The sequence below is a fragment of the Actinomadura sp. GTD37 genome (assembly GCF_041951365.1).
Classification (GTDB): domain Bacteria; phylum Actinomycetota; class Actinomycetes; order Streptosporangiales; family Streptosporangiaceae; genus Spirillospora.
In genome coordinates this window covers 1,265,923-1,278,579 of the sequence record NZ_JBGNUS010000001.1, presented here as the reverse complement: position 1 = coordinate 1,278,579, position 12,657 = coordinate 1,265,923, and the positions used below count along the sequence as shown (strand labels likewise).

The 12,657-nt window shown below is 70.3% G+C and carries 13 protein-coding genes and 1 pseudogene; 7 read left to right on the top strand and 7 right to left on the bottom strand.

The genetic code is table 11. From position 1 onward, the window contains the following. Positions 1–8: 8 nt before the first annotated feature. Positions 9–140, bottom strand: coding sequence for a hypothetical protein (locus ACA511_RS06220; RefSeq protein WP_375023081.1), 132 nt, complete (start codon positions 138–140; stop codon positions 9–11). A gap of 6 nt (positions 141–146) precedes the next feature. Continuing rightward, on the bottom strand, positions 147–464 hold the full coding sequence (locus ACA511_RS06215) for a hypothetical protein (RefSeq protein WP_375023080.1): 318 nt from the start codon (positions 462–464) through the stop codon (positions 147–149). A 132-nt stretch (positions 465–596) separates the two neighbouring features. Here ACA511_RS06215 and ACA511_RS06210 point away from each other — a divergent pair, with 132 nt between their 5' ends. The 4 genes from ACA511_RS06210 (at position 597) to ACA511_RS06195 (ending at position 3,574) form a co-directional block, all read left to right on the top strand. Beyond that, positions 597–1,079: an Lrp/AsnC family transcriptional regulator gene (locus ACA511_RS06210; RefSeq protein ID WP_375023079.1), complete on the top strand. Its 483-nt coding sequence runs from the start codon at positions 597–599 to the stop codon at positions 1,077–1,079. Between the two features lie 112 nt (positions 1,080–1,191). After that, the gene (locus ACA511_RS06205) at positions 1,192–1,773 is read left to right on the top strand and encodes an RNA polymerase sigma factor (protein WP_375023078.1); all 582 of its coding nucleotides are present in this window, start codon (positions 1,192–1,194) and stop codon (positions 1,771–1,773) included. Continuing rightward, positions 1,766–2,983 carry a CU044_5270 family protein gene (locus ACA511_RS06200; protein ID WP_375023077.1) on the top strand — a complete coding sequence of 406 codons (1,218 nt, stop codon included), beginning with the start codon at positions 1,766–1,768 and terminating at the stop codon, positions 2,981–2,983. The genes ACA511_RS06205 and ACA511_RS06200 overlap by 8 nt, the downstream gene beginning before the upstream one ends. A 174-nt stretch (positions 2,984–3,157) precedes the next feature. Next, a complete protein-coding gene (locus tag ACA511_RS06195; RefSeq protein ID WP_375023076.1) occupies positions 3,158–3,574 on the top strand; it encodes a hypothetical protein in 417 nt (138 codons plus the stop codon). 156 nt (positions 3,575–3,730) lie between these two features. Here the strand turns inward: ACA511_RS06195 and ACA511_RS06190 are convergent, their stop codons facing one another. Both ACA511_RS06190 and ACA511_RS06185 read right to left on the bottom strand, forming a co-directional pair. Beyond that, positions 3,731–3,988 carry a hypothetical protein gene (locus ACA511_RS06190; RefSeq protein WP_375023075.1) on the bottom strand — a complete coding sequence of 86 codons (258 nt, stop codon included), beginning with the start codon at positions 3,986–3,988 and terminating at the stop codon, positions 3,731–3,733. A 106-nt stretch (positions 3,989–4,094) separates the two neighbouring features. After that, positions 4,095–5,141 carry a DNA polymerase IV gene (locus ACA511_RS06185; protein ID WP_375023074.1) on the bottom strand — a complete coding sequence of 349 codons (1,047 nt, stop codon included), beginning with the start codon at positions 5,139–5,141 and terminating at the stop codon, positions 4,095–4,097. Positions 5,142–5,277: 136 nt separating this feature from the next. On the opposite strand from ACA511_RS06185, the gene ACA511_RS06180 reads away from it, so the two are divergent. Further along, a complete protein-coding gene (locus ACA511_RS06180) occupies positions 5,278–5,460 on the top strand; it encodes a hypothetical protein (RefSeq protein WP_375023073.1) in 183 nt (60 codons plus the stop codon). 19 nt (positions 5,461–5,479) lie between these two features. Here the strand turns inward: ACA511_RS06180 and ACA511_RS06175 are convergent, their stop codons facing one another. Continuing rightward, positions 5,480–6,214 (bottom strand): alpha/beta hydrolase, encoded by a 735-nt coding sequence (locus tag ACA511_RS06175; protein ID WP_375023072.1) that lies wholly within the window; start codon positions 6,212–6,214, stop codon positions 5,480–5,482. Between the two features lie 597 nt (positions 6,215–6,811). Here ACA511_RS06175 and ACA511_RS06170 point away from each other — a divergent pair. Both ACA511_RS06170 and infA read left to right on the top strand, forming a co-directional pair. Next, positions 6,812–7,606 carry a GNAT family N-acetyltransferase gene (locus ACA511_RS06170; RefSeq protein ID WP_375023071.1) on the top strand — a complete coding sequence of 265 codons (795 nt, stop codon included), beginning with the start codon at positions 6,812–6,814 and terminating at the stop codon, positions 7,604–7,606. Next, entirely contained in the window at positions 7,603–7,824 is a 222-nt protein-coding gene (gene infA / locus ACA511_RS06165) for a translation initiation factor IF-1 (RefSeq protein WP_375023070.1), read from the top strand. Before ACA511_RS06170 ends, infA begins: the two co-directional genes overlap by 4 nt. Positions 7,825–7,910: 86 nt before the next feature. On the opposite strand, the pseudogene ACA511_RS06160 reads toward infA, so the two are convergent. Further along, positions 7,911–8,408: pseudogene (locus ACA511_RS06160) on the bottom strand (MBL fold metallo-hydrolase); the annotation flags it as partial. Between the two features lie 375 nt (positions 8,409–8,783). Next, entirely contained in the window at positions 8,784–12,656 is a 3,873-nt protein-coding gene (locus tag ACA511_RS06155; RefSeq protein WP_375023069.1) for a DNA-directed RNA polymerase subunit beta', read from the bottom strand. Position 12,657 lies beyond the last annotated feature (1 nt).

Genomic DNA, 12,657 nt, shown 5'->3' with positions numbered 1-12,657 from the left:
GTCTCCTCTCAACCCTCTCCACGGTGTACCGCCACTCCGGCGATCACCAGTCCCACTCCGGCCGCCTCCGCCGCCGTCGGCACCTGCCGCAGCACCACCAGCCCCGTCACGGTGGCCGTCGCCGGCAGCAGCGCGACCATCAACGCCTACGTTGCACGGCTGAGTCGCGCCATGGCCAGCTGATCGCACACGTAGGGGATGACGGACGACGTGACGCCCACGCCGATTCCCGCGGCGAGCACCACGGGGTCGCCCAGCACCGGCACGGCCTGCACGCCGCCGAGGGGAAGGACGAACACGGCGGCCGCGACCATCGCCATGGCCAGCCCGTCGATGCCTCCTGCGTCCGACCGCGCGGCCTTGTGCGCGACCACAACGTACAGCGCGAAGAGCGCCGCGTTCGCGAACGCGAAGGCGAACCCCAGCGGCTCGCCTTCGAGCCGCACTTCCGTCAGCACGTACACGCCGCTTACCGCCGCCGCCAAGGCGACCAGGTTGCGTCCCGTCCGCACTCCCAGGGCGGCCAGGGCTATGACGGGCAGGAACTCGGCGGAAGGGACATGGCCATATCGTCGGCCGATGCCTAAATTGGGGGAATGGCGAACCGCAGGAGTCGGCCTGGCCGCGCCTACGAACCCAAGCCGCTCGACGCGATCGACCTTCAGATCCTCACCGAGTTGCAGCGGGACGGCCGTACGCCGCTCGCCGAGCTGGGCCGCCGCGTCGCCCTGTCCGGCCCGGCCGTCGCCGAACGCGTCCAGCGCCTTGAGGAGACCGGCGTCATCACCGGCTACCACGCGACCGTCGACCCGGTCGCGCTCGGCTTCCCCCTCACGATCCTCGTCCGGGTCAGTCCGCATCCCCGGGAGCTGAGCCGCATTCCCAAGATCGCGGACGAGGTCCCGCAGATCACCGAGTGCCACCGCATCACGGGCGACGACTGCTTCTTCTTCATCGCCCACCTGCGCAGGGTCGAGGAACTGGAGCCGATCCTCGACCGCTTCACCCCCCACGCCCGGACGACGACGTCGATCCTCCAGTCGTCTCCGGTCCCCCGCCGGCCCCTTCCGCTCGGCTGACCTGCGGCCGGCCGCCCCGGGAGAGCCGCGGCGCAACCGGGCGGGGGGCTTCGGGATAGAGGAGGTGTCAGCATCCTCTAGCCCCGGAGAAGCACTCCATGAAGACACGCGCATGCACGCGGTGAGCCGTGCCGAGGGCGAACTGGACGATTCCCGGATCGTCGCCGCGTCGCTGGACGACCCCGAGGCGTTCGGCGAGCTCTTCCGCCGGCACGCGCCGCGGCTGCACGCCTACGTCAAGCGGCGTCTCGGGGCGCCTCTCGCCGACGACCTGGTGTCGGAGGCGTTCGCGACCGCGTTCCGGCAGCGGGCGAGGTTCGACGGGCGCCGGGAGTTCGGCGCCTGGCTGTGGGGCATCGCGGCCAACCTGATCGCCCGGCACCACCGGCAGGAGACCCGCATGTACCGGGCGTACGCCCGGACCGGCGTCGACCCCGCCGAGGACGCCGACGCCGTGGCCGACGCGGCCGGCGACCGCGTGACCGCCGCCGCGCTCGGGCCCCGGCTGGCGAAGGCGCTCGCCTCGCTGAGCGCGCAGGAGCGGGACGCCGTCCTGCTGCTCGCCTGGGCCGAGATGTCCTACGCCGAGATCGCGGCGACGCTCGATCTGCCGCTCGGCACCGTCAAGGCCAAGATCCACCGGGCCCGCACGAAGCTCCGGAAGGCCCTTCCCCAGGAGAAGCACCATGGATGAACTGGACGCGCTGCGGCAGATGCGGACCGCACTGGCCCAGCAGGAGAGCCCGGAGCGCCTCGCTCTGCGCACCGACTGGAGGCACGGCCCCCGGGAACGTCCTCGGGAACGTCGCGTGCGCAGCCTCCGGACGCCGCTGCTGGCGACCGCGGCGGCCGCCGCCGTCGCGGCCGGAACCGTCGGCGTCATCGCCTTGCGGCCCGGAGAGGACGCGGTGCCCGCCCCCCGCGGGGAGCAGACCCTTACTTCCGGCAACGCGCTGCTCGTCGCCGCGACCAACGCCCAGAAGGCGCCCACCGGACGGTACTGGCACACCAAGACCGTCATGGGCGAGGTCTACGCGGTCGGCAAAAGCGCCGCGAACCACTACAAGGTGGATTCGAGGCAGGGGAACGAGGCGTGGACCGACCTCGATGGCCGCCGGCGGATGGTCCATCTCGAGATGGCGGACGTCCCGCTCACCGCGCGGGACAGGCAGAAGTGGCAGGCGGCGGGCTCGCCCGGGTGGGTCAGCGTCCCGAACCCGGAAGGGGGAGGCGGCACGATCCAGCTGGACATGTCGGACCGAACGGCCGGCCGGTCGCCCTGGCCGGCGTCCGTCGAACGGTTCCACGGCATGACGCCGCGCCAGATCGCCGAACTGCCCACCCGGCCGGACGCGCTGGAGAAGCGGCTGCTGGACCTCAGAGGGCGCTGGCACGCCGTCTCGTCGGACGGTGAGCCGGAGGAGCCGATCCGCGCTCTGCGGGGGCAGGAGCGGATCCGGGCGCTGAGCGACGTCGCCGGGACGCTGCTGTCGACCGCGCCGGCGCCGCCCGCGGTGCGCGCCGCGGTGTTCCGGATGCTCGCGAGCCTGCCCGGCGTCACGGTCGAAGGCCCGGCGACCGATCCACTCGGCCGGCCCGGGACGGCGATCTCGCTGCCGCTGAAGACGACCGCGCCGCTCGGCCTGTTCACCGCTCCGAAGCAGCTCGGCGCCTACCGGCGTCAGTTCATCGTCGCCCCGGGCGCCGGTTCCCTGCTGGCGATCCGCGACCTGGTCGTGACGCCGCCGCACGGCAGCCGGCCGCTCCCTCCCGGGGACGACGGCAAGCCGCGCTCCCTGAAGGCGAAGGACATGCCCGACCGCTTCCACAAGCCCGGCGAAATGATCGCGTACCAGGCGTTCGACGTCGCCGAATGGACCGACGCGAACCCCCCGGGGAACTGACTCCCCACCGCGGAGGGCCCGTCCCGGTGGGGCGGGCCCTCTTGAATGCCCCAGATATCCGCAAAGGTGCTGCTAAGAGCCGGTTGGTCATGGTTTGCGACCTCTATGAGGGAGGGCACCCTTCGGTCACCGGGTCGGCAGCGCCGTACTGCGGCCGACCGTAAGGGGGATCACATGACGACCAAGACCGCCGCGCCCATGGCACGGGAGCGGCACCGGACCTCGGGATGGCTGGCGTTCGCCGGCACGCTCGCCCTGGTGATCGGGGCGTTCAACGTCATCGACGGCCTGGTGGGACTGTTCAGGGACGACTACTACCTCGTCGCCCAGAACCAGCTCCTTGTATTCGACTACACGACGTGGGGCTGGATCTGGCTGATCATGGGCGCCGTCCAGATCGGGATCGGCGCGGCGATCCTGTCCGGGAAGATGTGGGCTCGCGCGACCGGGGTCTTCTTCGCGGTCGTCGCCGCCATCGGGCATCTGGCGTTCCTGCTCGCCTTTCCGCTCTGGTCGGTGCTGACCATCGCGCTGTGCGTCCTGCTGATCTACGCGCTCACCGCACCACCGCCGGGGGCGAAGGCCGGCTGACCGGGGCCGGACGTCGAGAGGCCCGTCCGGGGGACGGGCCTCTTCGCGGTGCCGGGGCGGGTCGAGGACGGCGACGTCGAAGCCACACCCCCGCAGAACGGTGCTCCGGGCATGCGAAGGGGCCCGTCCCCCGGACGGGCCCCTTCTGTGCGGCTGTCAGCCGAAGGCGGAGCACTCCACCACGGCGCGCCGGTCGGTCATGCCCTGCTGGACCGCCGAGTCCACGCACGCCCGCTGCTTCTCGGTGAGCTTCGGCTGGCCGCACTCCGTGACGCTGGAGTACGTGCGGCAGTCCTGGCGCGTGCTCTGGCCCTGGGCGGGGTCGGACGCCTGGGCGACGGCCGCGCCGCCCGCGCCCACACCCCCGACCCCGACCACGGCGGCGATCAGGGCGCCGGTCATGACCCTCTTCATCTGCTCTACTCCCCCGTCGCGTACATCGGGCAACGACCACCTACCTCCCCGGGCGCTAACCGCCCAAAACCCGACAAAGGGTCAAGAAAGCGATCGTCTTCGCAGGTCAAGCGCCGGTGACGGGACGCGGCCGGGGCCGCGCGAACTCGGCGCGGACGCCCAGCAGGCGCACCGGACGGCGTCCGGCGAAGCGGGCGAGCGCGGCGAGCGCGGCCTCCTCGATCCGCTCCGGGACGGACGTCGGCGCGTCCAGCGTGCTGCCGTGGGTCCGGGTGGTGAACGGCGCGTACCGGACCTTCACGACAACGCGGGCGACGTCCCCGTGCTCGTCCGCCACGTCGTCCGCGACGCGGCGCGCCAGCCGCGAGACCTCGCGGCGCACGCGCGTCCAGTCGTCCAGGTCCTGCTGGAAGGTGGTCTCGCGGCCGCGGGAGCGCGGCACGTGCGGGGCGTCGCTCACCGCCGAGCCGCCCAGGCCCCGGGCGAGCCGCACCAGCCACGGACCGGTCGCGGGGCCGAACCGCTCGGCGAGCGCGCCCGGATCGGCCGCCGCGAGTTCGCTGACGGTGGTGATCCCCAGTTCCCTCAGCCGCTTGGCCGTCTTCGCGCCGATGCCCCAGAGCGCGTCGGTCGGCCGGTCGCCGAGGACCGCGAACCAGGTGTCCCCGGTGAGCCGGAAGACCCCGGCGGGCTTGCCGAGCCCGGTCGCGATCTTCGCCTGGAGCTTGTTCTCGCCGATGCCCACCGTGCAGTCGAGGCCCGTCGCGGCGTGGACGCGGGCCCGGATCTCCTCCGCCACCGCCTCCGGATCGCCGTCGACCGCCAGGAACGCCTCGTCCCAGCCGAGCACCTCCACCACGGCGCCGAGGCTCCGCAATGCGGCCATGACCTCGTCCGAGACGGCCTCGTAGAGTTCCCTGTCCACCGGCAGGAACACGGCGTCCGGACATCGGCGCGCCGCCATGCGGAGCGGCAGCCCAGAATGCACGCCGTAGGCACGGGCCTCATATGAAGCCGTGCTGACCACGCCGCGTTTCGTCGGATCACCGTCACCGCCGACGACGACCGGCCGCCCGCGCAACTCAGGCCGGCGCAGCACCTCGACCGCCGCGAGGAACTGGTCCAGATCGACGTGCAGGACCCACCGAGCCACCCGCCCATTGTCCCCCGACCAGCAAGAACACGAAGCATGCGGGCCCGCGATCGCCCCACCTCGGGACCCGTCCCGCGATCAACAGGGCGGAGCTCCGCGCTACCGCTCGCGGTCGGGTGGACGAGTCTTGACGAACATGCCGCTGATTCAGGCGGCGGTGGCCGGGCGCCGCCCCGACCGGCCGGTACCGCCGATGGCCGGTACCGCCGCGATCGGGGCGGTTGTGCATCTGCTGGCCACCGCCATCGAGGAGGGCCGGGACCCGTCCTCAACGAGCGGCGTCCTGGCCGGCACCGCCTACTGTTTGCTGCCGGCCTGACGGCGGGGCCGGCGGGCGGCTAGCTCAGATGCCGGGTGAAGAACCGGGCCGCGGCGTCCCCCGCGGACTGCGGGACGCCGGTGTGCCCGCCCATATTGGCGTTCAGCGTCTTCTCCTTGGAGCCGAAGGCGTCGAACAGGTCCAGGGCCATCTGCCGGTCGTTCCCTTCGTCGTCCCACTGCAGCAGGACATGCAGCGGAATGGTGACCTGCCGGGCCTCCTCGAACAGGACCCGAGGCACGAAACTCCCGGCGAACAGAACGGCGGCCGAGATGCGCGGCTCGACCACCGCCAGCCGGATCCCGATGGAGATCACTCCCCCCGAGTACCCGACCGGACCGCCGATCTCGGGCAGCGAAAGGAGGGCGTCCATGGTGGCCTGCCATTCCGGGACCGCCTTTTCGACCCCCGGGAGGACGAGCCGGCCGACGATCTCGTCGGAGACCGGCTCGCCGGCCTCCAGCGCCCCTTGCAGGTCGGCGCGAGCCTGCTCGGTGGCGGCCGAGCGGGGCCGGTCACCGCTCTCGGGGAGCTCGATGGTGGCCGCAGCGAAGCCGTCCGCCGCGGAACGCCGGGCCCGCGCCACCAGCCGGGGGTACATCTTGTGCATTCCGAGCGGGGGGTAGCCGAGCAGGATCAGCGGGACCGGTGCGGATGCGGATGCGGGCGTCCACAGGATGCCGGGGATCTCGCCGAGGGTGAATTCGCGTTCGAGGAGGCCGTCATCGAGGCGCTGCTCAGAAGTGAATCGCATGGTCGTGCCTTTCGGGAGTGCTCTTGAACGGCGCTCCCGGACGACCTATCGTCCGACCGTGGTCCCAGAGGGGAGCACCCATGTCGATACTGTGTTCACGGGTACCACCTCCTCGTTCTCTCCCACGGCCACGTGAAAGTTAGCAGTGTTCGCCATGGTCCGCCAACAGGTTTTTTGAGCGGTCATGGTTCCCCCTTCCGGCAACGGTCGCGCTCGACCGCGCCCCGCCGTCCGCGACTACAAGACCCACCTCAAGACTGGGCTGGGCCGGCCGGCAATTGATGACCAGTCTTACTGCGCAGTGTTCCGATTTCGCCACGCTGCGATCACGTCACAGACCCGAAGCCCTCAACTACACGGCCTTGGCTTTTAGGCGAGTGGCTCCGTGGCATCCGGCCACGGAGCCTCCGTAAAACCAGTTGGTGGACCACGGCGACCACTGCTACTTTTCCGGAGGCCGTGCGAGAGAACGAGGAGGTGGTACCCGTGAACACAGTCACCCATGGGTGCTCCCTCAGTCCGGCACGGTCCCGCGGCTGACGTTCGGTGTCGCCAGGAGCGCCCTGAGATCGAGGCATTCCTGGAAGGAAGACTCCGATGAACATGAAGCCTCTCAAATCCGGCCTGAGCGAGAACGCGGTGATGATCACGCGTGTCGCGGACAGGCATTGGCATGCGCTGGATGACGACCTGGTGGTCGGCCGTGGGTATGCGGAGCACCGGCCCGACGGACGCTTGTTCGTCGGCATCGACGCCTGGCACGACGCCACCTTCGACCTGCTCGCCGAGGCGATGCTGGCGGAACTGCCGGCGCCGCTGTACACGGTGCTCGACGAAGCCGACGTCGAGCTGACGGCCTGCTGGCGGCGGGCCGGTTTCACGATCCGGCACCGCGAGTGGGAGTACGTCGTGCCGACCGACCCGCGGGTCACGGGGCTCGAAGAAGTCCTGCCGCCTTCGGGCGTGACGATCGTGCCCGCCGGTCAGACGGACGAGGGCCTGCTGCGGGCGGTGGACCGCGCGATCCGCGACGAAGTCGAGGCGACCGTCGGATGGCGGTCGATGCCCGCGGAGGTGCTTCCCCGCCCCGAAGGCGTCACCATCGTCGACCCGTCGAAGTACGCGGTGGCCGCGGTGCCGGACCGCTACCTGGGTCTGATCCGGGTGGTGCCGGTGACCCGGCAGCCGCACATCGGGCTGGTCGCGGTCCGGGCCGGCGAGCAGCGCCGCGGCATCGCGCGGGCGCTGCTGGCCCACGCGCTGGGGACGCTGCACCACTCCGGGGCCGCCGCGGCCTCGGCCGTAGTCCACGAGTCCAATCAAGCGGCCTCGGCGCTGTTCGAGGGCATCGGGGCCCGGCCGGTTAGCAGCAGCCTGGAGCTGGTGCGATGAAGAACAAGAACGGCATCGAAATCGAGGGCAAGGTCGTCGAGTGCCTGCGCGGCGCCATGTTCACCGTGGAGCTCGACAACGGCCACCGGGTGCTCGCGCACATCAGCGGTAAGATCCGCCAGAACTTCATCAAGGTCAATCTGGAAGACCGGGTGCTGGTGGAGCTCACGCCGTACGACCTGACGCGCGGCAGGATCGTGTTCCGGTACCGGAACTAGCGGCGGTCGGCACCTTCCGCGGTAGCTGATCCTGGGCCCCGGTCACGGCGTTTCCGTGACCGGGGCCCCGTGCCGGGCATTGGCGCCAGCTCCGGCGGCAACTCCGTCATCTCGGTGATCTCAGTGCGGCCCTGGTTGAGCAGCCGCAACGTCTGATCGTGCAGGTAGGCGCACAGATTCCGCTGCTGCGAAAGGAACGCGACGATTTTGTCGGTCCCCCACGCCGGCCAGTCGTGGGACGCGAACGCCACGTCGGTGTCGTCGGCGAACAGCGTGATCGCCTCGTCCAGGTAACGGGCCCAGACCCGCGTATCGCGGACAGGGGTGCCGCGCAAGGTCAGGCGCCAGGATCGGCACCCCGTCCGGATTGGCGGGCTCGATGACGCCCTCCGCGCCACCGAAGTGGTCAACGTGGGAGTGGGTGTAGACCAGGCCGGTGACCGGTCGGTCACCGCGATGCTCCCCGTACAGCGCCAGCGCGGCGGCGGTCTCCACCGAGACCAGCGGGTCGATCACGATCACCCGCGGTCGCCCTCGACCAGGGTCATGTTGGACAGATCGAGGCCCCGCACCTGGTAGATGCCACACACTCGCCGCCGTTGGCAGTGGTGTAACTCGACTTGCGCCAGGCGGCCTCGGTCGCATCCATGTCTTCCACCGTTCGGGGGCCAGACTCGGACTACTGCTTGATACCAGACAGCAGCGCGGCGAAGGCACGGCGCGTCACCACCGCCTGACTTGCCTTCGGATCGTGGTGAGCGTGCTCGCGGTGCCGGGCGGGATGTGGGTCTGATGGTGTCGCAGCTGGCCGCCGAGTGGGGCACGCGACCGCTGGTGGAGGGAAAGCCGTCCGGCGAACGCGACGAGGCCCCTCCCGAGCGGAAGGGGCCTCGTCGCGTGTCGTCAGGCACGGGTGTCCGCGAGCGGGACGCCGCCGGAGCGGCGTCCCGGACGGGACGCTAGCGGTTGTACTGACCGAAGTCGTACTCCTCCAGCGGGACGGCCTCGCCGGAGCCCTGGCCGAAGGCGTACTCGGCGCCGTCGTCGTAGGAACCGACGGAGTAGACCGCCGCCTTCGCCTCCTCGGTCGGCTCGACCCGGACGTTGCGGTACTGCGGCATGCCGGTACCGGCCGGGATGAGCTTGCCGATGATGACGTTCTCCTTGAGGCCGAGCAGCGGGTCGCTCTTGGCGTGCATCGCGGCCTCGGTGAGCACCCGGGTCGTCTCCTGGAAGGACGCCGCCGACAGCCACGACTCGGTCGCGAGCGAGGCCTTGGTGATGCCCATCAGGACGGGGCGGCCGGCGGCGGGCGTGCCGCCCTCGGCCACGACGTTCCGGTTGCGCTCCTCGAAGATCGGCCGCTCGACCAGGTCGCCGGGCAGCAGGTCGGTGTCACCCGACTCGAGGATGTTCACCCGCTTCAGCATCTGGCGGACGATGATCTCGATGTGCTTGTCGTGGATCGACACGCCCTGCGACCGGTACACCTCCTGGACCTCCTGGACGACGTGCAGTTGCACGGCGCGGGGGCCCAGAATGCGCAGCACCTCGTGCGGGTTGATCGCACCCGCGATGAGCTGGTCGCCGACGCCGACGGCCCCGCCCTCCTTGACCAGGAGACGCGACCGCATCGGCACCGGGTAGGCGATCTCCTCGGAGCCGTCGTCCGGGACGACGACGACCTTGCGGGCCTTCTCCGTCTCGTCGATCTTGACCCGGCCGGCGACCTCGCTGATCGGGGCCACACCCTTCGGGATGCGGGCCTCGAACAGCTCCGTGACACGCGGCAGACCGTGCGTGATGTCGCCGCCGGCCACACCGCCGGTGTGGAAGGTGCGCATCGTCAGCTGCGTGCCGGGCTCGCCGATGGACTGCGCGGCGATGATGCCGACGGCCTCGCCGACGTCCACCCGCTTGCCGGTGGCCAGCGAACGGCCGTAGCAGGCGGCGCAGACACCGATCTTGGCCTCGCAGACGAGGGCGCTGCGGGTGCGGACCTTGTCCACCCCCGCCTCGACCAGGCGGGACACGACCGCGTCGGACAGGTCGGTGTCGGCGGGGAAGATGACCGTCCCGTCGACGACGACGTCCTCGGCGATGGTGCGGCCGACCAGGCTCGTCTCCGAGGTGGCCAGCTTGACCAGGGTGCCGTCCTGCAGGCGGTCGGCGACCTCGAACGGGATCGTGCGGTCGGTGCCGCAGTCCTCCTCGCGGACGATGACGTCCTGCGCGACGTCCACCAGGCGCCGGGTCAGGTAACCCGAGTCGGCGGTGCGCAGCGCGGTGTCGGCCAGGCCCTTGCGGGCGCCGTGCGTCGAGATGAAGTACTCGACGACCGACAGGCCCTCGCGGAAGGACGACTTGATCGGACGCGGGATGGTCTCGCCCTTGGGGTTGGAGACCAGGCCGCGCATACCGGCGATCTGGCGGAGCTGCAGCGGGTTGCCGCGAGCGCCCGACTGGATCATCATCCAGATCGGGTTGGCCCTCGGGAACGCCTTCTCCATGTCCACCGCGACGTCCGCGGTGGCCTTGTTCCAGATCTCGATGAGCTCCTGCTTGCGCTCGTCGTCGGTGATCAGGCCGCGGTTGAACTCCCGCTGCACCTTGTCGGCACGCGCCTCGTAGCCGGCCAGGATCTCCGCCTTGTTGGGCGGCGTGATGACGTCGTCGATCGCGATCGTGACGCCGGACCTGGTCGCCCAGTGGAACCCGGTGCTCTTCAGCGCGTCGAGCGCGTTGGCGACGGCGACCTTCGGGTACGTCTCCGCCAGCTCGTTGACGATCACCGAGAGCTGCTTCTTGCCGATCTCGTCGTTGACGAACGGGTAGTCGTCCGGCAGCGTCTCGTTGAACAGCGCGCGGCCGAGCGTCGTCTCCAGCCGGTACGGCTGGCCGGAGTCGTAGCCCTCCGGCGCGATCCACTCGCGCGGCGGCGGGATGTCCTTCAGCCGGATGCTGACCTTCGCCTGCATGTCCAGCTCGCCGCGGTCGTAGGCCATGATGCCCTCGGCGATGGAGCCGAACGCGCGGCCCTCGCCCTCGGCGCCGTCCTTCTGCGTCGTCAGCCAGTACAGGCCGATGACCATGTCCTGGGTGGGCATGGTGACGGGCTTGCCGTCCGACGGCTTCAGGATGTTGTTCGTCGACAGCATCAGGATCCGCGCCTCGGCCTGCGCCTCGGCGGACAGCGGCAGGTGCACGGCCATCTGGTCGCCGTCGAAGTCCGCGTTGAACGCGGTGCAGACGAGCGGGTGGATCTGGATGGCCTTGCCCTCGACCAGCTGCGGCTCGAACGCCTGGATGCCCAGCCGGTGCAGGGTCGGCGCGCGGTTCAGCAGCACCGGGTGCTCGGTGATGACCTCTTCCAGGACGTCCCACACGACGGGACGCGCACGCTCGACCATCCGCTTGGCGGACTTGATGTTCTGCGCGTGGTTGAGGTCGACCAGCCGCTTCATGACGAACGGCTTGAACAGCTCCAGCGCCATCTGCTTGGGCAGGCCGCACTGGTGCAGCTTCAGCTGCGGGCCGACGACGATGACCGAACGGCCGGAGTAGTCGACGCGCTTGCCCAGCAGGTTCTGCCGGAACCGGCCCTGCTTGCCCTTGAGCATGTCGGACAGCGACTTCAGCGGACGGTTGCCGGGCCCGGTGACCGGGCGGCCGCGGCGGCCGTTGTCGAACAGCGCGTCGACGGCCTCCTGCAGCATCCGCTTCTCGTTGTTGACGATGATCTCGGGCGCGCCCAGGTCGAGCAGGCGCTTGAGCCGGTTGTTCCGGTTGATGACGCGGCGGTACAGGTCGTTCAGGTCGGACGTCGCGAAACGGCCGCCGTCCAGCTGCACCATCGGACGCAGGTCCGGCGGGATCACCGGGATGCAGTCCAGCACCATGCCGAGCGGGCTGTTGCGGGTGTTGAGGAACGCCGAGACGACCTTCAGCCGCTTCAGGGCGCGGGCCTTCTTCTGGCCCTTGCCGGTGCGGATGATGTCGCGCAGCTTCTCGGCCTCGGCGTCGAGGTCGAAGTTCTGCAGCCGCGCCTGGATGGCCGCGGCGCCCATGCCGCCCGCGAAGTACTTGCCGAAGCGGTCGCGCATCTCGCGGTAGAGCAGCTCGTCGCCCTCCAGGTCCTGGACCTTGAGGTTCTTGAAGCGGCTCCACACCTCGTCGAGGCGGTCGAGTTCGCGCTGCGCGCGGTCGCGCAGCTGCTTCATCTCCCGCTCGGCGCCGTCGCGCACCTTGCGCTTCTGGTCGGCCTTCGCGCCGGCCTCCTCCAGCTCCCCGAGGTCGCCCTCCAGCTTCTGCTGGCGGGCCTCGACCTGCGCGTCGCGGGCCTGCTCGATCTGCTGGCGCTCCACCGAGATGTGCGCCTCCAGCGTGGGCAGGTCGCGGTCGCGCCGCTCCGCGTCCACGCTGGTGATCATGTAGGCCGCGAAGTAGATGATCTTTTCGAGATCCTTCGGGGCCAGGTCCAGCAGGTAGCCGAGCCGCGACGGCACGCCCTTGAAGTACCAGATGTGCGTGACCGGCGCGGCCAGCTCGATGTGGCCCATCCGCTCACGGCGCACCTTGGCGCGGGTCACCTCGACGCCGCAGCGCTCACAGATGATGCCCTTGAAGCGGACGCGCTTGTACTTGCCGCAGTAGCACTCCCAGTCCCGGGTCGGGCCGAAGATCTTCTCGCAGAAGAGCCCGTCCTTCTCAGGCTTGAGGGTCCGGTAGTTGATCGTCTCCGGCTTCTTCACCTCGCCGTGCGACCACTGGCGGATGTCGTCGGCGGTCGCCAGACCGATGCGAAGCTCGTCGAAGAAGTTGACGTCAAGCAAC